Source organism: Zunongwangia mangrovi (assembly GCF_900112105.1).
GTDB classification, from domain to species: domain Bacteria; phylum Bacteroidota; class Bacteroidia; order Flavobacteriales; family Flavobacteriaceae; genus Zunongwangia; species Zunongwangia mangrovi.
Map to the genome: position 1 here is coordinate 262,868 of NZ_FOKV01000001.1, position 20,168 is coordinate 283,035.

At 34.8% G+C, this 20,168-nt stretch carries 26 protein-coding genes; 9 read left to right on the top strand and 17 right to left on the bottom strand.

Going from position 1 to position 20,168, the window contains the following annotated elements; translation table 11 throughout:
• Positions 1-15: 15 nt before the first annotated feature.
• The 9 genes from BM201_RS01110 to BM201_RS01150 form a co-directional block, all read right to left on the bottom strand.
• Complete coding sequence (locus tag BM201_RS01110; RefSeq protein WP_139219097.1) at positions 16-447, bottom strand: hypothetical protein; 432 nt, start codon at positions 445-447, stop codon at positions 16-18.
• Complete coding sequence (locus BM201_RS01115) at positions 444-2,228, bottom strand: tetratricopeptide repeat protein (protein WP_092539557.1); 1,785 nt, start codon at positions 2,226-2,228, stop codon at positions 444-446. The genes BM201_RS01110 and BM201_RS01115 overlap by 4 nt, the downstream gene beginning before the upstream one ends.
• 47 nt (positions 2,229-2,275) lie before the next feature.
• On the bottom strand, positions 2,276-3,547 hold the full coding sequence (gene serS / locus BM201_RS01120) for a serine--tRNA ligase (RefSeq protein WP_092539558.1): 1,272 nt from the start codon (positions 3,545-3,547) through the stop codon (positions 2,276-2,278).
• A 68-nt stretch (positions 3,548-3,615) separates the two neighbouring features.
• Complete coding sequence (locus BM201_RS01125; protein WP_092539559.1) at positions 3,616-4,938, bottom strand: HTTM domain-containing protein; 1,323 nt, start codon at positions 4,936-4,938, stop codon at positions 3,616-3,618.
• Positions 4,928-5,866 (bottom strand): bifunctional riboflavin kinase/FAD synthetase, encoded by a 939-nt coding sequence (locus BM201_RS01130; RefSeq protein WP_092539560.1) that lies wholly within the window; start codon positions 5,864-5,866, stop codon positions 4,928-4,930. Before BM201_RS01130 ends, BM201_RS01125 begins: the two co-directional genes overlap by 11 nt.
• Before the next feature lie 6 nt (positions 5,867-5,872).
• A complete protein-coding gene (gene pth, locus BM201_RS01135; RefSeq protein WP_092539561.1) occupies positions 5,873-6,502 on the bottom strand; it encodes an aminoacyl-tRNA hydrolase in 630 nt (209 codons plus the stop codon).
• A gap of 132 nt (positions 6,503-6,634) precedes the next feature.
• The gene (locus BM201_RS01140) at positions 6,635-7,276 is read right to left on the bottom strand and encodes a 50S ribosomal protein L25/general stress protein Ctc (protein ID WP_092539562.1); all 642 of its coding nucleotides are present in this window, start codon (positions 7,274-7,276) and stop codon (positions 6,635-6,637) included.
• An 85-nt stretch (positions 7,277-7,361) separates the two neighbouring features.
• Positions 7,362-8,303 (bottom strand): ribose-phosphate pyrophosphokinase, encoded by a 942-nt coding sequence (locus BM201_RS01145; RefSeq protein WP_092539563.1) that lies wholly within the window; start codon positions 8,301-8,303, stop codon positions 7,362-7,364.
• A gap of 126 nt (positions 8,304-8,429) precedes the next feature.
• Positions 8,430-9,101, bottom strand: a complete 672-nt coding sequence (locus tag BM201_RS01150; RefSeq protein ID WP_092539564.1) for an outer membrane beta-barrel protein — start codon at positions 9,099-9,101, stop codon at positions 8,430-8,432.
• Between the two features lie 478 nt (positions 9,102-9,579).
• Between BM201_RS01150 and BM201_RS01155 the strand changes: the two genes are divergently transcribed.
• Complete coding sequence (locus tag BM201_RS01155; RefSeq protein ID WP_092539565.1) at positions 9,580-10,656, top strand: beta family protein; 1,077 nt, start codon at positions 9,580-9,582, stop codon at positions 10,654-10,656.
• On the opposite strand, the gene BM201_RS01160 is transcribed toward BM201_RS01155, so the two are convergent.
• The 8 genes from BM201_RS01160 to BM201_RS01195 all read right to left on the bottom strand — a co-directional run bounded on the left by BM201_RS01160 (position 10,598) and on the right by BM201_RS01195 (position 15,579).
• Positions 10,598-11,197 carry a sce7726 family protein gene (locus tag BM201_RS01160; RefSeq protein ID WP_092539566.1) on the bottom strand — a complete coding sequence of 200 codons (600 nt, stop codon included), beginning with the start codon at positions 11,195-11,197 and terminating at the stop codon, positions 10,598-10,600. The two genes, BM201_RS01155 and BM201_RS01160, sit on opposite strands and share 59 nt — an antisense overlap.
• 18 nt (positions 11,198-11,215) lie before the next feature.
• Positions 11,216-11,809, bottom strand: coding sequence for a type II toxin-antitoxin system VapC family toxin (locus BM201_RS01165; protein WP_092539567.1), 594 nt, complete (start codon positions 11,807-11,809; stop codon positions 11,216-11,218).
• Complete coding sequence (locus BM201_RS01170) at positions 11,810-12,130, bottom strand: STAS-like domain-containing protein (RefSeq protein WP_175486952.1); 321 nt, start codon at positions 12,128-12,130, stop codon at positions 11,810-11,812.
• 67 nt (positions 12,131-12,197) lie between these two features.
• Positions 12,198-13,076: a hypothetical protein gene (locus BM201_RS01175; RefSeq protein WP_139219099.1), complete on the bottom strand. Its 879-nt coding sequence runs from the start codon at positions 13,074-13,076 to the stop codon at positions 12,198-12,200.
• 136 nt (positions 13,077-13,212) lie between these two features.
• Complete coding sequence (locus BM201_RS01180) at positions 13,213-13,530, bottom strand: DUF3892 domain-containing protein (protein ID WP_092539570.1); 318 nt, start codon at positions 13,528-13,530, stop codon at positions 13,213-13,215.
• A gap of 106 nt (positions 13,531-13,636) precedes the next feature.
• Complete coding sequence (locus tag BM201_RS01185) at positions 13,637-14,173, bottom strand: hypothetical protein (protein ID WP_092539571.1); 537 nt, start codon at positions 14,171-14,173, stop codon at positions 13,637-13,639.
• Positions 14,174-14,176: 3 nt separating this feature from the next.
• Positions 14,177-15,070, bottom strand: coding sequence for a hypothetical protein (locus tag BM201_RS01190; RefSeq protein ID WP_092539572.1), 894 nt, complete (start codon positions 15,068-15,070; stop codon positions 14,177-14,179).
• A 122-nt stretch (positions 15,071-15,192) separates the two neighbouring features.
• On the bottom strand, positions 15,193-15,579 hold the full coding sequence (locus BM201_RS01195; protein ID WP_092539573.1) for a helix-turn-helix domain-containing protein: 387 nt from the start codon (positions 15,577-15,579) through the stop codon (positions 15,193-15,195).
• 147 nt (positions 15,580-15,726) lie between these two features.
• Between BM201_RS01195 and BM201_RS01200 the strand changes: the two genes are divergently transcribed.
• The 8 genes from BM201_RS01200 (at position 15,727) to BM201_RS01230 (ending at position 20,162) form a co-directional block, all read left to right on the top strand.
• Entirely contained in the window at positions 15,727-16,026 is a 300-nt protein-coding gene (locus BM201_RS01200) for a hypothetical protein (RefSeq protein ID WP_092539574.1), read from the top strand.
• 224 nt (positions 16,027-16,250) lie between these two features.
• Complete coding sequence (locus BM201_RS01210; RefSeq protein ID WP_092539576.1) at positions 16,251-16,490, top strand: hypothetical protein; 240 nt, start codon at positions 16,251-16,253, stop codon at positions 16,488-16,490.
• 277 nt (positions 16,491-16,767) lie between these two features.
• Positions 16,768-16,899, top strand: coding sequence for a hypothetical protein (locus BM201_RS18285; protein ID WP_262508064.1), 132 nt, complete (start codon positions 16,768-16,770; stop codon positions 16,897-16,899).
• Between the two features lie 3 nt (positions 16,900-16,902).
• Complete coding sequence (locus BM201_RS01215) at positions 16,903-17,109, top strand: hypothetical protein (protein ID WP_092539577.1); 207 nt, start codon at positions 16,903-16,905, stop codon at positions 17,107-17,109.
• Positions 17,110-17,188: 79 nt separating this feature from the next.
• Positions 17,189-17,602 carry a hypothetical protein gene (locus BM201_RS01220; RefSeq protein WP_092539578.1) on the top strand — a complete coding sequence of 138 codons (414 nt, stop codon included), beginning with the start codon at positions 17,189-17,191 and terminating at the stop codon, positions 17,600-17,602.
• A 57-nt stretch (positions 17,603-17,659) separates the two neighbouring features.
• The gene (locus tag BM201_RS18065) at positions 17,660-17,800 is read left to right on the top strand and encodes a hypothetical protein (protein ID WP_175486953.1); all 141 of its coding nucleotides are present in this window, start codon (positions 17,660-17,662) and stop codon (positions 17,798-17,800) included.
• 291 nt (positions 17,801-18,091) lie between these two features.
• A complete protein-coding gene (locus tag BM201_RS01225) occupies positions 18,092-19,891 on the top strand; it encodes a hypothetical protein (protein ID WP_092539579.1) in 1,800 nt (599 codons plus the stop codon).
• On the top strand, positions 19,881-20,162 hold the full coding sequence (locus tag BM201_RS01230; RefSeq protein WP_139219101.1) for a hypothetical protein: 282 nt from the start codon (positions 19,881-19,883) through the stop codon (positions 20,160-20,162). The genes BM201_RS01225 and BM201_RS01230 overlap by 11 nt, the downstream gene beginning before the upstream one ends.
• The last annotated feature ends 6 nt before the right edge of the window (positions 20,163-20,168 follow it).

Sequence of the window (20,168 nt, forward strand, 5' to 3'; positions counted from 1 at the left end):
CAATATTAGCTGAAATTAGTGCTTTTTCTTCCGAAGAAATGAGACGATAAGATTTATAGGAAATAATAATTGCACTGCGACGGTAACACCTGCGGTAATAAGCATAAGCAATATTAAAGTTTGTTTAAAAGCATAATCGATCTCTAAATTTTCAACTTCATCGTAAAAAACCAGTAATATCAATAAACCAAAAATGCTTATAAACACATGGTAAGCCGTCATCCAGCTGATCAATTTCTTGTTGAATATATCCATTAACCAATATGCTAATCCAAATAAGCCAAAAAATATGACAATGAGTCCTGCAAAATCCAAGTGATTAATTACGAAATAAGTAGCATGAATATTTACCATCAAAGAATGTTCTTTATTGAACAAACCGTACATAAATACCAATGGAATAAGTACCCAAAATAGTTTATATGATTTGGTTAGAAAAAACTTCATTCTATTTCGTCGCCTCTTAGCGCCCTGTATTTTTTACGAGATTCGATAAAATAAATACTATCCTCAAAATTGAACAATATCTGTTCGTAATATTGTTTGGCTTTTTCAGGTAAATTGAGTTCTCCAGCATACAGTTCGGCAAGATTCCAGGCTGCATTATCAGCTAATAAATCCTGCCCAAAATTATCCAATATTGCCAGATAATTTTCTTCAGCTAAAAGATATTGATCCTCTAGTTCGTACAACTGCGCCTGCTTAAATAAAGCTTCATCTTCGATCTTTTCGCCTTTATGTTCGTTTAGCAATTGCTGCAATTCGGTAATCGACTGCTCATTTTTTCCCTGATAAGCCAAAAGATCTGCGTGCGCATATTTTTTAAGCGCCACCTGGGTAGAGTCTTCCCGAGTATTATCTTTTATCATTAAACTAAGTTCCATCGCATCATTAGCAATTAACTGGGATGTTGATTTTTTCAAGACGTCCAGCTGGGTTTGCGCCCATTCAAAATCGCCTTTATAATAGCTGGTTTTGGCCACTTTAAATTGAGCATCCTGCGCGATCTGGTCGTTCTTTACCATTTTTTGCACCTGGGTGTAGGTGATAAGTGCTTCATTAAATTTTTCCTGAAGTACCAGAACATCGGCTATAGCCATTTTGATTCGGGCTTCCTCGTATTCGTTTACAGCTTTGTTCAGTAAATTTTTCAATAGACTTTCTGCTTTATCAACTTTACCGGATTTAAAGGCTAAAAACTGACCAAAATCGATTTGCAACGGAATGGTTTCTCCTGAATTTTCGAATTCTGAAATAACACTACGGAAGTTTTCTTCAATTTCAGGATATTCTGAAGCTTTTGCAGTAGCGACTTCTAAACTCAATTTTAGTTGTTTTGCGCGTAATTTTATAGCTGCCGGTGCCTCTTCAATTATAAAATTAGTTACTGCAATTGCGGCTTCAAGATCTTCTGCTCTTTTTGCAGCATAAGCCAGATTCATCATGCGGTTAAGATTTGGCATTTCAGAGCGTCTGTAAATTGCCTTTTCCTGGATTAGTGCTTTGTTGTAATCTTTTTGCTGAATATACAACCAACTCAGCATCTCATTATAAAACGGATCGGGATTTGTTTGAAGTCGTTTTAAAAGCGAGGTTCTTAGTATAATATTAGCTTCGGCTGAAGCATCTTCAGTAATAAACTTTCCAAATTCTCGATTGGCATACGGGAAATATTTTTCGTCCTTGATGACTAAATTCAAATAACTTTCGAACATTTGTTGAAGTTCTCCCTGCTCGCCATAAAGTCTTGCCAGTTTAAGCTCTAAGCCGGCATTAGGCATTATTTCGTTCGCTTTTTTATAAGCGGTCGCGGCATAATCCAGCAAATTATAATTCTCGAATCTTAAGCCAACACCAAAAGCCTGTCTTGGTTCATTTCCGATGAGAGCTAATGATTTCTGGTAATATTCTTCAGCTTTAATATCGTTTTTTTGCAGCGCAAAATTATGCCCAATATCGATAAAAATCGTCGAGTTTTGAGGCGAATTTTCTAATTGACGCATAAGCATTTCTTCCGCCTGATCAAATCGCTCTAACTGCTGCAAAGAACTAATGATGCCATTAAAGGCTTGCGGATTATTGCTTTGTTGCTCTAGCGTTTTTTGATAATACGATAAGGCTTTTTCGTATTCTCCTTTATCGAAAAAGTTTTTAGCTAGTTGTAATGACTGTGCATCTACTCCCGGCGAAAAGAGGAAAAATGATATGAATAAAATAAAAAAGCGCATAATGTAAATATAACAAAATGCGCTTCTTATTTATGATAATTAAGTTGTTAATCGATAATATCAAAACCTGTGTAAGGCACAAGTACATCTGGAATTTTAATTCCGTTTTCGGTTTGGTAATTTTCAAGAATTCCGGCTAAAACTCTAGGTAGCGCTAGAGCACTTCCGTTAAGCGTATGCACCAATTCTTTTTTACCTTCTTTATTTTTATAACGTAACTTTAAACGATTTGCCTGGAAAGTTTCAAAGTTTGAAACTGAACTAATTTCTAACCAACGATCCTGAGCAGTAGAAAAAACCTCGAAATCGTAAGTTAAGGCAGAAGTAAACCCTAAATCACCACCACACAATCTTAAAATACGGTAAGGTAATTTTAGATCTTTAAGCAGCCCTTTTACATGATCTACCATTCCGTCTAAAGCTTTATAAGAGTTCTCTGGTTTTTCAATTCTTACCAATTCAACTTTATCAAATTGATGTAAACGATTTAAACCACGTACGTGCGCTCCGTAAGAACCCGCCTCTCTTCTAAAGCAGGGTGTATAACCGGTACAGGCGATAGGAAAATCTTTATCTATTAAAAGATTATCACGATACATATTGGTAATTGGCACCTCTGCAGTTGGGATCATATAAAGATCGTCTGCAGTGATGTGATACATTTGCCCCTCTTTATCTGGCAATTGCCCGGTACCATATCCAGAAGCTTCATTTACCATTAATGGCAGTTGATATTCTGAATATCCTGCTTCTACCGCTTTATCTAAAAAGTAAGAAACTAAAGCACGTTGTAACCTTGCTCCTTTACCTTTGTAAATAGGAAAACCAGCCCCGGTAACTTTATTTCCCAGTTCAAAATCGATAATATCGTATTTCTTTGCAAGTTCCCAGTGTGGTAAAGAACCTTCAGCTAGCACCGGAACATCTCCTTCTTTGAAAATTTCTTCGTTATCATCTTCAGAAGTTCCTGCCGGAACAACTTCGTTAGGAACATTAGGAATTGTATAAAGTAGCTTTTCTAGCTCTGCGATCGTATTCGATAAAACTTCAGAATAATTCTTAGAATCTTCCTTTAGCTTTCCTGTTTTCTCTTTTAAAAGATTGGCTTTTTGATGTTCTCCATTTTTAAACATCAATCCAATTTGCTTAGAAAGTTTATTGGATTCGGCCAAAGTATCATCAAGTTTGGACTGAGTGGAGCGACGGGTTTCGTCTAAACTCAATACCTCATCAAAAATAGATTCAGCATCAAAATTTCTCTTCTTCAGCGCTTCGATATAAGCGTCTTTGTGCTCTTTGATGTTGTTAACTTGTAACATAAGGCCAATTAATTTTTATTGCCGTTAATAATAATTTGAAGCAACAAATGTAATAAAAGCAGGGCTAATTATTTATCTAAATTAGAAGGCAAAATCCAATCATGATGAGCAAAATAATTCCATTCTTCATTTGCAATATCAACTTCTGGATTGATTAGCCTTTCGTAAGGCCTGGCATTTACCGAAACCTTTGCGTCTACAAAAACCTGAATATCTTTGCCTTTCTTTGCATAGTCTTCTTTTAAACGTTGTGCAAATTGCCAGATCACATCGGGTTTTGTACTAATGATCCTTCGTTGCTTTCGGGATAAATAGTGTTGTTTTTTAACAATAATCGTATCTGTCGTACCTTTCTCCACCACTTTAAAAGTAGATCGTCCACTTTTAGTTCTTAGCATCATTCGCCAGCTTAGACGATGTCCTTCTTCTGTCCAAAGTACATTGTCTTTTATTAACCAGTGCCTCAAGGGTAGCGAAATTTGAATAACGAACCACAAAGCAATTGCAAGTTTCAGAACCGTATTATTTTCAGGAACGATCACCTCTTTACCGTCATAGTGCTCTTTTTTATTCCGAAGTAAATATTTATTGACTTTTTGGGTTGGAAAAAAGAACACACAAAACGCCAAAGATAAGTATGGAAAAATACCAATATGGAAGATAAAACTATTGAATAAATGAAAGAAAATCGCCAGTATGAAAAATGGTAACCTGGTTCGCTTCCAAAGCAACATTGGTACAATCAATAGATCGAAAATTAATCCAAAATAAGCAATCACCCATTTTATCCATGGTTTCTGAAGAAAATCGCCTACCAGCCAATAATCACTTTTACTGCGCATTAGCAATTCTGGCACCGTTCCATCTAACCAATCTGGATATAATTTAGCTACGGAAGCATAACTATAAACGATCCACAACTGAAGCACAATAAAAAGCCACACCCAGCGTGGCATTGAGATAGATCGTATTGCTTTATTCTTCCAGGCATCAAAAGATAAGGCCTTATGCGCCGGCAGAAAGATCATAATAAGGCACAGCAGCATTAAAAGATAATAATGATTATTGTAAGAAGACTTTTGCATTAAATAGACCGATGCCCACATAATTGTGTAGCAAAACATCGAAAATCGATATTTAAAACCTATCATTACTAAAATTCCAAAAACACCCATCAATCCATAATAGTAATACATAAGATCACCAGGAAGGGGTTGTAAAAATTCGAAACCTATAAAGTTGAAAGTAAAATCTGGTTCGACTAAAGTTCGCCGAATCCAACCTGTAAAAATTCCGCCAATAGCTTCTAGCGCGATTAACAATCCAAATGCAATTCTAAAGAAAATTAATCCTGAATTATCTACTCGCGTAAAAAGCCACTTATTCCACATAATTATCTTTTATATATTGAACAGAAAATGCTTCATCCTGTCTCATCGCAATCTTAAGCTCATTGACTGAATTAAATTTTTTCTCGTCTCTAATGCGTATTAAAAGATCTATCTTTAAACGTTTTCCATAAAGATCTTTGTCTAACTTAAAGAAGAATGTCTCGATGGTTCTTGAAGTGCCTCCAACAGTTGGGTTTGTGCCGATACTCATCATCCCAAAATAGGTTTTGCCTTCAATTTTAGAACGTACCACGTAAACACCGTTTTTAGGAATAAGTTTATAATCTTCAGCAATATTAATATTAGCGGTTGGGTAACTAAATTCTTTACCAAGGCCTCTACCTCTCACCACTTCTCCCTCTAAAGAAAATGGATGTTGCAAAAAAGTATTCGCCTTTTCTACCCGACCTTCTTCTAATGCGGCTCTTATTTTTGTTGAACTTACTGCTACTTCTTCTACATCCTGGCGAGTGATTTCTTCAACTTCGAAATCTAGTTCCTCTCCAAACTTTTTAAGATCATCAATATCTGCCGTTCGATTTCTACCAAATCGATGATCGTAGCCAATAATTACCTTTTTAGCTTTAAGTTTTTCAACCAAAACTTCCTTAACAAACTCGTTCGCAGTAAGTCTTGAAAATTGCATGGTAAATGGGTGAATCACTAAATGATCTATTCCCGTTTGCTCCAAAATCTCGGTGCGCTCTTCTATGGTATTAATTAATTTAATGCCACTTTCTTTTTGTAAAACCATTCTTGGATGCGGAAAAAAGGTAAGAATAACCGATTCCAGGTTATTTGCCTGCGCACTATCTACCAGACGATTTATTATTTTTTTATGCCCCGCATGCACTCCGTCGAAAGTACCAATAGTTACTACTGTTGGCTTATCACTTTTAAATGCGTTTGCTCCTTTGTGTATTTTCAAGGCTAATTATTTTCCGTTAAAAGAATTCATTGTATTAGAAACACCTGCTGTCCCAAAAGATTCGATCAACTCGGCCGACTTTTTTAAGCGCTCCGGAAGTTCATTATTTTCCTCATCACTCCATTCTCCCAATACATAATCGATTTGCTGACCTTTAGAAAACTGATCGCTAATACCGAATCTGAATCGGTTATATTTTGTAGTATTAAGCTGACTTTGAATATCCTTTAAACCATTATGACCGCCATCGCTTCCTTTGGTTTTTAGTCGCAATGTTCCGAAGGGCAGATTTAGATCATCTGTCACCACCAATAAGTTTTCTACTGCAATTTTTTCCTTCTGAAGCCAATAATTCACAGCTTTACCACTTAGGTTCATATAAGTGCTAGGCTTCAGCAAAATAAATGTTCTGCCTTTATATCGAAATTGGGCAATATCACCAAGCTTTTGAGTAGTGAACACTGCTTCTTGCTTCGCCGCTAATTCATCCAGAATCTTAAAACCAATATTATGGCGTGTATTTTCATATTTTGGACCAATATTACCAAGGCCAGCGATTAAAAACTTTTTCATGGGATCAATTTCTTCTTCTTTAGCTTTCTTATTTTTTAAAATTCTTCCGAAGAACGACAGCATTATCTTGTTTCTTTTGGTAAAGATAAAATTTTCACTGTGCTTTTAATAACAGCAATGCTAAAGTTCTTACAAAAAAATATCCCGTATCGTGTTGATACGGGATATAAATATTATCACAATTTGTAATAGAATTTATTCTTTTACAGCTGCAACATCATCTGTCTCTGTAGATGGTACATCTTGTGGATCATCATCATCCTCATCGTCATCATCAAGAGCAACAATGTTACGAGAAGTTCTAACCTGGCAAATTACCGTGTTATCTGGGTGCTGAATTTTGTAATCTTCGCTTTCTACAGCAGTTACATATAATTTCTGACCAATTTTAAGTTTAGTTACATCTGCTTCGATGTAATCTGGAAGTGCTCCTGGTAAACCACGTACTTTTAAACGACGTAGGTTATATCTTAATACACCACCATTCTTAACACCACGAGCAACACCAACAGTATGGATTGGAATTTCCATAGAGATCGCTTTGTCGTCGAATATTTCATAGAAATCAACATGAAGAATAGCATCAGTCACTGGGTGAAACTGGATATCCTGAAGAATTGCATTGTACTTTTCTCCACTCTTCAACTCGATTACTACAGTGTGAACATCTGGCGTGTACACTAAGTGCTGGAATGAAATTTCCTCGGTTGTAAAGTGTAATGGCTCTGCATCACCACCATACAATACACAAGGAACCTGGCCAGCATTACGTAGCGCTTTAGTAGCTTTTTTACCTACGCTTTCTCTTTTAGATCCTTTGATCGTAATTGACTTCATTTCTTATTTATTTTTAAGGAGTGCAAAATTGCAACATTTTGCTGAAATATTAAAGCCTGATTCTAAATTTTTTAGAAGATAAATTTTACATTAAAAATTTAGAGCTAATAGAACGGTTGCCATGCACACGTTGCATTACATCTGCAAAAAGTTCGGCACAACTAACCACCTTTATTTTATCACATTTTTTTCTAAGCGGAATAGAGTCTGTTACAATAAGCTCAGATAACTTAGATTTCTCTACACGATCGTATGCTCCACCTGAAAGAACAGGATGTGTACAAATCGCTCTCACACTTTTTGCGCCGCGCTCGATCATAAGATCTGCAGCTTTAGTAAGTGTTCCTGCGGTATCCACCATATCATCGACCAACACAACATTTTTTCCTGTAACATCTCCAATTAATTCCATATGAGAAATTACATTGGCCTTTTCTCGTTGCTTATAACAAATAACCACATCACTCTGTAATTCTTTAGAATAAGCATAAGCTCTTTTTGACCCTCCCATATCTGGAGAAGCAATCGTTAAGTTATCTAAGTTTAGCTTTCTTAAATAAGGAAGGAATACAGTTGAAGCAAAAAGGTGATCTACTGGTTTTTCAAAAAATCCCTGGATCTGATCTGCGTGTAGATCCATCGTTATGATTCGTGTGGCACCAGCAGTTTCCAGAATACTCGCTATCATTTTTGCAGCAATAGGCACACGAGGCTTATCCTTTCTATCCTGCCTAGCCCATCCAAAGTAAGGCATCACTGCAGTAATATGTCTTGCTGAAGCACGTTTGGCAGCGTCGAGCATTAGAAGCATTTCCATAAGGTTATCGGCTCCTGGATTTGTAGAACCAATGATAAATAACCTGGCACCGCGAACAGATTCTTCGAAAGAAGGCTGATACTCACCATCACTATACGTAGAAGTAATTACATTCCCAAGCTTGCTACCGTACGAAGCTGCAATTTTCTCTGCAAGATCCCGGCTTTGGGTACAGCTAAAAATCTTAGCTTCGGTTAAAGGAGTACTCATTGTTGTGTTGTTTAATTATTAATTAATAGTTGCGATGCAAATTTAGAAATTAATTCTTTGTTAAAAACTTCAAACAGCATTTCTATTTGAAGCATTTAAACAACACGATTAGCATTGAAAGCTATTTTAGAAATAACAACCGCGACTACCGCTTTTTGCTCTTTTACTTCTTCTATTCTTCGACATAAATACGGCAAAGCTAAAATTTAAAGAGATAACATCAATCTTTGCATCATCTAGATTAAAAGACTGGAGCCCTCTATCGTAAGGTAATAGAGGCCTTTGATTACCATCTGATCCTAAAGTATAATTATACATTAAACTTACATCTAATCTTTTACTGATTACATATTTGACTCCAAAAGGTATATTTATTGCACTCATATTATCCCTTAAGTCTTCACCTCTAACATCAAAATTATTTCTAACAATAATTTGATAACCTGGTCCTGCAAGAACTGAAAATTTTTCAAAAACCTCATAACCAAATAAAAGCTCTAAATTTACTTTATCAAGTGTATATATTGGATTTGAATTCGGAAAATCATAATCTCCTCTTGACCGATAAAATAAAAACTGAGGACGAATCAAAAACTTTTTGAAGTTTCTTTCGTAAAAAACTCCTGCCTGCCCACCAAGCATCGGATTTGGAAAATAGCTAAGATTCGGAGGAGCAACCAACTCCCCATTCTTAGATTGCCATGGATAATTGACACCTAAAGTCAATCCGAACTTAGATTCTTGTGCACTTATGCCATGAGCACTAAGAAAGATTAATATAAATAAGATACGTTTCATAAATATATGATTTGGGGTGGGAAAATTATAAATTTTATTAATTTCTGGAATTTTTTAAATAATAAATATTTACTAATTGTAATTGTATTAACGTATCAATTCAATTAAAATTTCAACATTTTAGAAAACTTTATTACATAAAAAAACCTCTACAGCTAGCCTGTAGAGGTCCTAAAGTACCTTGGGTGGGAATCGAACCCACACTTCCGAAGAAACTGGATTTTGAATTTTATTCCTACCCTAATCTAGAGATTTAACCCTTTGATTTTCAAATAAATTATTTTTTTCGTTTTTACAGCAAAACTGATTTTATAGGCTCCGCTAAAGGCTAAGCAAAAATACATACAACCTAGTCCTCTAATTCGCTTAAGCACCGCAATATAAATCCATAAAAATTTTCTATAACGGGGAATTTTCCCCTAACATTATTTGTTAAAATAATCTAAATTGAAGTGTTAATATTTTAAAATATATATTTATGAAAAGTCACTACACTCCAATTTTGAAAGCGAAATCTGGAGAATTTAAAGCTTTAAAAAAGCTTAAGATTGAAACGAGAGAAAATCTCACTCCGCTCTTCGAAATTCCACCCATAACCTATGATTATGTTAATGGCAAACCTTCAAAAACAATTGAAAAACATTTACAAACTATTATTAACGGCATATCTGGCACCGGAAGAAGGCAATACCCATGCTATATTGATGTTGAATTACTTGATGAGATAAAAATAGGAGATAAATACATCCTATTCGCTCTTTTAGAAAGTCTGAGAGAAAAAAGAGAATTTCCAATACCAGTTATCAGACTACATTTCGATAATGGTTACTTAATTGAATTGAAAAATGAAATTCAAAATAATTCTAAAAGAATTTGTGTAAGACTTACACAAGATGACTTTGAAGATTTTGATTTACAAGTAGAAATAGAAAGAATAATCGAAGTTTTAGAAATAAATCTAAATCAAATTGATATCGTATTAGATTTTGGATTCCTCCGTAACGAACAAGAATCTATGCTAAGTCAATTTTCAAAGTTAATGGTTAATTCGCTTCCGTTTCTGAATGATTATAATAAAATTATACTTTCTCTAACAGCATTTCCCGAAAATCTTTCCGGGATAAGTGGAGATTCTATTGAAAAAATACCAAGATCTGAATTTAAAATCTGGAAAAATATAATTTCATCAAAGGTAAAACGTAAACCTGAATTTGGAGACTATGCCATTGCTAATCCAGAATTGTTCGAAATGGATCCTAGAACGATAAGAATGAGTGTAAACCTTAGATACACCATAGCTAATGATTGGTTAATTTTAAAAGGAAGGGATGCTAAGAGGTTTGGATATGATCAATTCTACGGCCTATGCGATCAACTAGTTAATCATTCCGGAGAATTTTATGGCGAAGACTTCAGCTGGGGAGATAATGAAATATTAGAGAAATCTCAGCAAATAGGAGGTACTGGTAATGCTACGACCTGGAGACAAATTGGTACTAACCACCACTTAGAACTAGTTGTTGATCAGTTGTCCTCCATCCCTTTCGATTCTTAAGATAAGATCTAACCTCAGAATTTAATTCTTCAAGGGAAAGAACCTCAGTTAACCTTTGCCATAGTGCGCGTCTCGGTTTACTTTTGTATCCCCTATCTTTCCCTAATCTTTCTAGGATTTCCAAGGTCTCATTTTTCCATAATAGTTGAGCCAATGATATTGCTTCAATCTTTGGATTTAACTTACAGTTCCTAACACTCTTTATGGACAAGCTATTTCCCTTCTGATTTTTAGCCTCCATAATACCCCAAAACTCAGGAACCATTTCTTTCACTTCCTCCAAGTGATTTCTCCCAACTACTATAGTAACATAATCGAAAACCTTATTATAATATTGGATTTGTGAAGGCAACCGCTTTAAATTATCTTTTTCACTTTTAATCTCCCATCCCCACAAGTGACCATTCACAACAGCAATATCTATTTTAGAAGATCCTTGACAAATACCTAGTTCATCAATTATAACTGAATCAGGATCATGCTTATAGAAGCTGGAAAGGTAGTTAGAATGTAACTCTAATCTAATATCTATATCCTTCATTTTTAAATATTATCAAGATTACATTTTAGAACTTTTTTCCAAAAGCTCTTGATTTAAAGTAAGTACATCAACTCCTTTAACGCAAAAATCACCATCATCTGTTACAATTATGTAATTATTCTTTTTTGCTAAGTAAAAAAGAAAACTGTCGTTAAAATCTAAGCCAAAATCAAATTTAGAAAGAACATGCTTATACTTTACGTTCTTACCAAACTCATCATTTTTAAGCTCTATACTCTGTAAGTACATCTTAAATTCATCAGCGATTATCATACAACCAGAACGATACTCTTTAGAAGGTCGAAATTGCTCTTTATAGAATCTACTATCTAATGGTTCTTTTGCACAAATTCTCTCAATAAATTTCTTTAAATAAACTTCTCTTAATAATCTATTCATTACTTCAGAAACCACCAAGGCAGGTAAAACAATATTAGCCCCCTTGCAGTCCACAATATCAAAAAAGAATTCTCTATATAAATTAGCTTTCTTTCTATGCTTATTACTGGATCTAATTACGTTAATCCAAATATTTGCATCGAGTAGAAATTTTTTTTTCGGAGGATCCGTAAGATCATAGTCTGTAAGCTTGGATATACTATAATCACTCATTTAATGAGTTTGAGCGTTTTCCAACCATTCGTCATATTTATCTCCCATCTTTACGTTATCTAAAACATCGTTTACCTTTGTCTCAAATATTGGCTGATCGCTAGGATAAATAAATTTTACATTAGACTCTTTGTCAGGGAACATCATAACGAATTTACCTATAGATTCGTTTAAAAAGGCAGAAGAAAGCAACTCTATACCTTCAAATGAAATTTCTATTTCATTAGAACCCTTAGCAGCCTTATTTAGGCTACTAAAAAAGCTTTTGCCCTGTTTAGGGTTCGTAGCCAAAGATGATCCTAAAATTTTTTTTAATTCCATTTTCATAGTATTAAATATAAATATAAAACCTTTTAAAAGCAAACTCTGTGCAAAAAGGCGTGCAAATTTAGCGTATTTTATCTGAGAAAAGCAAATTAATCACAGAGCCGGAAAATTCACATCCCAGAGACATGGTAAAACCAGGCATAGACTCGGAGTTCCAGAACTTATCACCACTCACAATTTGCATATAGCTATTGTTATCGTCACAGTATTTTAGCAAATTATGTAAACCAAGACCACCAGGCACATCTTTTTTCGTGGTATTTCCACTTTTCAAAGCCCATAATATCGCTGCACCGTGGTCTGTTATTTTCGCTTCCTTTTTTCTAATTGCAGGCAAAAATCCTACCCCTATATCTACTATAGAAAAATTAAGTAAGTTTTTCTTTGGAAAATATTGACCACAAACAAAAAATGGTTCATCTGTTTGTGAGTGTTGCATAATGTTACTTGATATTTCTGTAAGTTCTTGTGCAATGCCTAATTTTACTTTTCTTGAAAAATCTGGCATCCCTCTATGACCTAAAACATCATTAGTAATATAATGTACAAACTCTTCATCATTATCTGCATTTGGCTGAAACGATTTAAGTTGAATTGTGGATTCTCTCTCGTCTACGGCCTCCCCTTCAATAAACAATCCATTTCTAAAAAGCACACTGTACTCCTTTTGCAAATAATCGAAATCAAGCTCAAATTTCAAACCATTATCCTTATTCAACTTATATAAAATTGCATATAAAACACAGGAAAGATTCGCATCGAAGAACCCCATTTTGTACATATCGATCTCTATGATCTGGTTTTTATATCTAACGGCTTTATTGTAAAATTGAAATAACTTTTTAATCCCATTCGAATCTGTAATGAGATTCCCTTCTATACCGATTTTAGTTATTGTTCTATTGTTTTGCAAAAGGTTATAACTTAAGATTGAAAGCAAAGATATTATATTTTCAAACTTAAAAAACTTCTAACGCCAATGACTATAAAAAAACAGTAATCACAAAACTTAAAAGCAAGGTCAGCATCCACATAATAATACTCCTATTTCATTTATTTTCCTGTTATCAAACTATCTATAAATACCTGAGCCAATCATAATCAATTAAGTGTTCTAAATTATTGGTTTCTGTCTTATCTGGATTCGATCTCAAATATTTACCAGAATTACCATTAACCACTTTTACCTCTTCACCAATTTTCCATTTACACAAATTATAATTCCAAATCCAGGTATATGCAGAATTATTAGGATTCTCTAATAATTGAATTGCATAACTTTTATCAACTTTATTAGCAAAGCTTACTGAATTACTTTTTTTCTCATGAAAAGCATAATGAGTAATAACACCCTCAGAATTTTTCCAAACTCCCGAAATTCTATATTGTGCCATAATCGTAAAAATTTTTGTTAACGGTCTTTTACATATTTTTATCTTCTAGCAAACCTCTGATTGTTTTAGAAGTTAATCCCAAACGCGGGTTGAAAGTCCTTTATCTTCAAGAAGTCTTTTTACGTTCACTATCTTTTTGATTAAAAAAACTAAAATAAATAAAAGTTATGTTTCTAATATTGAGCAAAATTAAATGCATAATTGCAGTAACATTTAAACAGGACAATATTCCATATATAAAAATACCAAACGTTTGTTTGACTGGTATTATATAACCAATGATCTCTATAAATAAAATAGCAAAAGCTAAAAATACTGAATAGGATATAAATACATATAGTGCTTTATATAGGGAAATAGTTTCACGATTTAAAACTGAAGAAGTTTTTTTACTTTTAAGTTCATCTAAATTTTTATTATCCGCAGTAATTAAAACAGTTAACGCCGTTATATTAAAACCTGCTAAAACACCAACTAAAGTTAAAACATTTCCTAAAAAACTGTTATCTAATTTAAAAATAGAACTGGGAACAAATACAGCAATAATGATTGTAATGATTAAAGGAAGTAATATATCGAACCATCGGTATCTCTTGGAGATAGCGATATAGTCTGCTATAAAAAAAATAAACTCCCCAAACATCTACTAATTTATAAGACTTATCATTTTAGTTTTTACATCACTTTTCTTAAGTGTCCTTTTAATTGGATCAATCTCCACCTTTAAGAATTTAGATTTCTGGATTTTTTCAATAAAAAACTTACTCTCATTACTTTCGCTATCTTTTCCTCGTATCCAAATTTTATCAATTCTTCGGTCGTTTTTCAGTCCATTAATGCAATCTATTGCAAACCCGTCAATACTTTTTTTAATATCAGCAGTAACATCAACTTTTAAATAATCCTTGACTGTATAAGTACGCTCGGAGATATTAAGAAAGTCTGAACCCAAAATTTTCTTATCCATATAGATTTTGCATTCAACCACCCTATGTAAATCATGAATTAACTCTTTAGGATTATTTACTATAACATCACCAAAGGAAGTAACGAAATTTTTTTGAATATTTTGAGCAATAATGTATCTATCAATATACGTTTCTAAATATTTATAAAATTGATATGCAGTAACACCATTATGAATTGTTTGATAAATTATATCAAATTCTGCATTATTATCAAAAGCTAAGATAAAGTAATTTAATTCTTTTTCGCCTTCACTAACTTTTTTATCATTTTCTCTTTCTTCATTTGTTTCACTATCCAGTAAATCTTTCTTACTCCCATAAATAGCTGACTTCATTGCTCCAAAATAAACTCTTGTTTTTCCTCTTCTTTTTAAAGAATCTGAGGTAATGTCTTCAATAAAATCTAAAGAGCAAAATTTGGAATCGGATAAACCCTTTTTTCTCTCTTTTGGATTTAAATTGTGAAGAAATGTAATAAAATCTTCAAAATCGAAGTTTTGATAAAGCGCAGTGTCAGGTAATCGTTCTTCATAAAACTTATAAAGATGATAAGTAATTTTACGTGATAACATTATTTATATTTAAAATTAGAATTATTACTTTTCTAAATTTAACACACCAAACTTAGGGTAATTTTCCCCTGTTGCTACCAAAGGAAATTACCGACTATAATCAGGATGTACCCAAATCGCTCTTAAGCGCTTTGTTCGCTATTTCCGGTTGTTCCCGTTAGCGTTTTAATATGCAGTTGAAGCATTTCTTTATCTTTCCTTAGATCTTCTTTGTCTTGCTCCAGATCTGCAACACGTTTTTTTAGCTGTGCGTTCTCAGCTTTTAGCTCCTGTAGGGGGGAATCTTGGGATTGTGTAGGGTGAGATGCCGTTGCAACGGCTAATCGTTCTTCCTCTGGAAGAAATTCTGCGAATTCATACCGTATCAATTTTTTAATTGAATCTGGTATTTTTTCTGGTTCCTTTTCATACTTGGATATCGTCTGATACCTTTTCATGCCCAAACGTTGAGCAAATTCCTCTAAAGTAAGCGAAGATTTATTTCTTAACTCCTTGATATCCAAATACATAAATAATAATTATACAAAAGTGCATAAAATACGCTTGCTTTATAGTCGCTTTTATATATATTTGTATCTGTAAACGACTATTAAAGTATATAAAAAGCGACTAATCGTACACTAATATATGTTAGTGCACACAAACATACGCAATATATGAAAAATGACCTTACGAAAGCGGAAAGCGCAGAATTAAAGGGCATATTCCCCAGAGGCTACGCAACTATTGTCGCCAATAGTTTAAATACTGCCGGTAAAAAGCCGTTAAGAGCGAAAAAATATACCGATAAAATGGTACGCGATGTACTTAACCGTAACTCTAAAGACTTCAATATCGTATTGGCGCTATTTCAGTATAAACTGGAATGTCTTCAGAAACAAGAAGGTCTTAACCAGGTAATGGGCAAAATCGAGAAACTTTCTAAAGATAAAACCGCCGTTGCAACGGCTAATTGATAGAGGGGATGATTGAGGAAGAAGAACTATTTAAAGCAGATTGGAAGTTCAAAATAAAAACGTATTGGAAAGCTATGCGAAAATCGATTTTTGAGCTTTTTGGATGTGTTTTTATCTGCGTAATTCAAAGCTGCTATTTTAAAAACCTTACGTGGGCCGTAGTTATTTCTTTTTTCCTTTTAAGCATTTTAACCTATCGAGCAATCATGTCTAAAAATTAAGCTATGCAATTACCTAAAGAATGGCTTTTATGGATTAAAAATCATCAAAAAAGCACAGCTGAATTCAAGATAAACCTTAAAGCACAACGTATCATCTTTTATTTAGAAATGTGGGCTTTCTTATTTATTCCCACAGGATCATTTATGGTGCAGGCTGCTTATAAGTTGACACATTCAACGTATCAGGAAGATTACTCAAAGAATCGAGCGAATAAGTGGTGTGCTGAAGATCGCATAAAATAAAGTAAAACCGCCGTTGCAACGGCTAAATAGTAAAGCCTATGATCGAAATATATAACAAACTGGATCCCATTTTAAAATACATCATAGCCGTGTGGATATGGGGATTTCTTTGCTTAGGGCTAATTTACTTATCTCACTATATCGAACAAAAATTTAAAAGAAAATGAAACGATTTTTACTCTTTATGGCTGGCTTCCTTCTTCGCGATGCTGTAGAAACTGCCTGGCGTGTGCAACGCAATCAAAAAACGAAATCTAATAATTCTAAATAAATAAACATGAAAAATCAAGTAGTTCCCCCGCAAACCCAAAACCCACAACATTTTAAAAACCTACCCTTAAACTTTAGCATACAGGCCGCTAAAGAGATCAAAAGATTTTATAACCGAAATCACAACAACCAGGCTTAACAAATGAGTTCACTAACCGCATATAACGCTTTTGCTGTTTTTCAGGCCCTACCTGAAGATCAAAAAGAAGTGTTTATGCAGTTAGTTGGACAAAAAGAGCGCAAACCTAAAAAGAGGCGCAAAAAGCCAAAATTCGAAATAGAAGAAAAGTATAAACCCGGCAACGAACACATGCTAATTGCTGAAGAACTGGCACGGGGAGAAAAATAACATACAGGCGTACCACCGGCATAGGTAGAGTTATAAAGCGGTTTAATTGGTTAAAAAGGTGCGCCTGTTTAAAATTAAAATGATGAAGTTTTTAATAGCATTTATTGCTCAAAAAAATGTAGCTCAAAACCTGCAATATGGCTCACAATTAAGAATAGAATTCTTAATTATCCTTATTGCATTTTGTGTCTTTTTGGTCTGTATGTTTTTTGCCCACTTAGTACAACGCTTTAATCAAGCCATGCACTTTCAGCAAAGAATAGACAATCGCTTTAGACAAAATATTAAGCATCAAAACCTCATTAACAACTACCACATACAGCAATATTCTGTAGAGCTGTACTATGAAAAACGTCCCAAGTTTTGGGAACTGGTATTAAGTAACACACCACTTATGGAAGTGCTGTGGTTTGATGAAAACGACTATAACACCTTCTTCGTACTCCCTATGTCCCACGAAGAAATAAAAGCCTCCCAAAACACCCAAAGCTAACAAACATCACCGTTGCAACGGTATTTAAAAGCAAGTTGAACCTAAATTAAAATAGTTATGAGTGCTTATTCAATAGAAGCCGAAAACCTTAAAGACCAGTTGGAAGAACTTGGTTACTTCTGTTTTAAAGCTGAAACACTAAAGGAAGTTGCTTTTTTCGAAGAAATACAGGAAAAGATAAAGAACGGGGTATGTTGAGTTTTACTACTAAAAAATAAAGGGGAACTCCCCAGTTCCCCGATAACATGATTTTGATAAATCAAGTAGTCCAATACAAATATACAATAAACCAAGACAATGCAACCCAAAAACATGATAAAAAGATCACAAAAACACATATCGCAACGGCTTTGCAACGGTACAGTGGCGAGCCGTTGCAACGGCGAAAAAATAATAACAAAACCTGACGGCGAGGCATAGCCTTAGCTTGCAAATACCGCCGGGATAGTGAGACTTACCCCGGCCTGTATTTGCTTAAAACCAATAATTATGATAAACCAAGGTAGATCCAACCCAAACCAAGACATTTCTTTAAAAGGATTGTTGCTTAATCAATTCCCCGATGCTGCAACCCAAGCAACCGCCACTAAAAAGCAAAAATCCTATAGAAAGCCAACATTCACTAAACGCTGCATTAATCTTAGCATCCAAAATGCGAAGAAAGCAGCGCAGCTCTTTAACCAGGCACAGGCCGAAAAAAGCAAAGGGCTAAAAGAAATTAATGCCGAATACAGGCGTGCGCAACGGGAACACCCCCACACTACAGAACAAAAGATTTTGTGGCAAGAGTTTAAGATTGATAACAAGCTGGCCAAGGTAGAACCTATGGAGTACAATAAACACGTGATCGATTTTAACCGTTGCAACGGCACTAAATTTCTTATGCGCCTATACCAGCCCCTTAAAAACGAACTTGAAACCTTCGAAATCTTATTAAAATTTTACGTTGCCCAAATTCGCGATCTAAACGCCTGGAAAGAACGTACAAAAATTCATACTACCGGAACACTTCCAAGGCTTCATACCAACTCAGAGAGCTTAAAAAGGTACAAAATCGACGGGGTAAAGCAGTGCCGATTTAAGAATGATGCTATCTTAGATCATGTACATACATTAGTTGCTGCCGGCATGCTTATCAATTACAAATCTCACGGCCGCAACGCTGGCTTTTCCCTGCAATTTAACCCTGAAATTTTGGTGGTAGACGAAGCCAAAACCAAAAAATCACAAATCACACCAAACCAATCGATTAGCCTTTTTAAAACGGTTAAAACCACCTATAGTGATCATAGTACAGGATCATTACAGAATAAGAATAGAATTAAAGGGGATGCCTATGGCCTCCCTGATGAAAGGAACGGTGCTAATGCACCTACGGCAGCTACTGGAAACACTACTGGGTCACCGTCAAGCGAAGGAATGCCTGAAAAAAAACTAAGCAAAAAAGGTGAAATTTTGGGCCAAAAGGCTAAAGATCTTGCGAGAAAACAGGAACAAAATTCACCGGGCGGCGGCGCGAATCCCGTATCTGGCCAGTTAACCGAAGCTATACAAGATCCTTGGGAACTATGCCAACAGCTTGCAGCCAATAATTTTGTGCATGCAATGCCTATCGCCATCAAACAACTAGAGTTTGAAGCTGCTAACGGAACACTTTCACAACCGGTATTTAGAACCTTGCTTTTCCAACAATTCATGAAGTACATTTCGCGCCTTAAGGCGGAAAATCAAAGTGCTGCCGGTGCATTTTACCGTGCATTTGAAGAACTGGAAGATAAAAAGATGATCAATTTTGCAGGCCGTTACTTCACCAAATCTAAAATGCTGACTGAATATAAAAAATGGTTGTGGATGGTAGACCATGCCGAACGTTGGGCGAAAAAGCGTAACTGGCAATTCCTGTACATCAATGATTACCTGGACACCACGCGCCGCGATGCAAAAGAAGTTGGCTTCTGGTATCTGGAGAAACAATTTAAACAAAACGAGAAGAAAAAAGCAGCTCGCAAAGCGCAACGTGCCAAGAAAGCACAACAGGCGCAACGGCGAAAATCGGCCATAAAAGCCGATCGCGTAGAGAAATTTGGCTATCGATCCATCAAACCGGGAACCAATCGCAGTACAGATTACGAGAAAGCGGCCAAAGCGGTTAGAAAATACCTTCACGGAAAAATTACCAGCCAGGAACTGTATTACTACGTAGAAAACAACCTGAATCAAAGCATTCGGGAAGGTCTTAAGAACATTATTAATAACGAAACTTTAAAACTTAGAACTTATGATGCTTAAAACAGCTAACCACAAATCGACCCGTTGCGTACATGGCAACGGCGGTAATTGCTCACAATGCAGTAGTATAAAAATGGTCGCTTATGATCACAATGATCAAAAAACGGTGTGGTATTCGTATTTCAAAGAAGATCAAAAATATAAAAGTAATCAGGACAAGATCTTTCACGCTATGGCCAACCGTTTTGCAAAAAAAGTAGGAGAAATCAACGTAAAAAAGATCATGTTTTTCGAGAATAAAGAAAGAGGTCGAATGCTTGTTGAAACCTAAAATAAG

Coding starts and splice junctions, on each gene's coding strand:
- BM201_RS01210 (WP_092539576.1), top strand. CDS start 16,251: ATGCAATTACCTAAAGAATGGCTTTTATGGATTAAAAATCATCAAAAA.
- BM201_RS01170 (WP_175486952.1), bottom strand. CDS start 12,130: ATGGAATTAAAAAAAATTTTAGGATCATCTTTGGCTACGAACCCTAAA.
- BM201_RS01220 (WP_092539578.1), top strand. CDS start 17,189: ATGATGAAGTTTTTAATAGCATTTATTGCTCAAAAAAATGTAGCTCAA.
- BM201_RS18285 (WP_262508064.1), top strand. CDS start 16,768: ATGAAAAATCAAGTAGTTCCCCCGCAAACCCAAAACCCACAACATTTT.
- BM201_RS01165 (WP_092539567.1), bottom strand. CDS start 11,809: ATGAGTGATTATAGTATATCCAAGCTTACAGACTATGATCTTACGGAT.
- serS (WP_092539558.1), bottom strand. CDS start 3,547: ATGTTACAAGTTAACAACATCAAAGAGCACAAAGACGCTTATATCGAA.
- BM201_RS01145 (WP_092539563.1), bottom strand. CDS start 8,303: ATGAGTACTCCTTTAACCGAAGCTAAGATTTTTAGCTGTACCCAAAGC.
- BM201_RS01190 (WP_092539572.1), bottom strand. CDS start 15,070: ATGTTATCACGTAAAATTACTTATCATCTTTATAAGTTTTATGAAGAA.
- BM201_RS01150 (WP_092539564.1), bottom strand. CDS start 9,101: ATGAAACGTATCTTATTTATATTAATCTTTCTTAGTGCTCATGGCATA.
- BM201_RS01225 (WP_092539579.1), top strand. CDS start 18,092: ATGATAAACCAAGGTAGATCCAACCCAAACCAAGACATTTCTTTAAAA.
- BM201_RS01215 (WP_092539577.1), top strand. CDS start 16,903: ATGAGTTCACTAACCGCATATAACGCTTTTGCTGTTTTTCAGGCCCTA.
- BM201_RS01230 (WP_139219101.1), top strand. CDS start 19,881: ATGATGCTTAAAACAGCTAACCACAAATCGACCCGTTGCGTACATGGC.
- BM201_RS01140 (WP_092539562.1), bottom strand. CDS start 7,276: ATGAAGTCAATTACGATCAAAGGATCTAAAAGAGAAAGCGTAGGTAAA.
- BM201_RS01200 (WP_092539574.1), top strand. CDS start 15,727: ATGAAAAATGACCTTACGAAAGCGGAAAGCGCAGAATTAAAGGGCATA.
- BM201_RS18065 (WP_175486953.1), top strand. CDS start 17,660: ATGAGTGCTTATTCAATAGAAGCCGAAAACCTTAAAGACCAGTTGGAA.
- BM201_RS01125 (WP_092539559.1), bottom strand. CDS start 4,938: ATGTGGAATAAGTGGCTTTTTACGCGAGTAGATAATTCAGGATTAATT.
- BM201_RS01155 (WP_092539565.1), top strand. CDS start 9,580: ATGAAAAGTCACTACACTCCAATTTTGAAAGCGAAATCTGGAGAATTT.
- BM201_RS01160 (WP_092539566.1), bottom strand. CDS start 11,197: ATGAAGGATATAGATATTAGATTAGAGTTACATTCTAACTACCTTTCC.
- BM201_RS01180 (WP_092539570.1), bottom strand. CDS start 13,530: ATGGCACAATATAGAATTTCGGGAGTTTGGAAAAATTCTGAGGGTGTT.
- BM201_RS01195 (WP_092539573.1), bottom strand. CDS start 15,579: ATGTATTTGGATATCAAGGAGTTAAGAAATAAATCTTCGCTTACTTTA.
- pth (WP_092539561.1), bottom strand. CDS start 6,502: ATGCTGTCGTTCTTCGGAAGAATTTTAAAAAATAAGAAAGCTAAAGAA.
- BM201_RS01115 (WP_092539557.1), bottom strand. CDS start 2,228: ATGCGCTTTTTTATTTTATTCATATCATTTTTCCTCTTTTCGCCGGGA.
- BM201_RS01110 (WP_139219097.1), bottom strand. CDS start 447: ATGAAGTTTTTTCTAACCAAATCATATAAACTATTTTGGGTACTTATT.
- BM201_RS01185 (WP_092539571.1), bottom strand. CDS start 14,173: ATGTTTGGGGAGTTTATTTTTTTTATAGCAGACTATATCGCTATCTCC.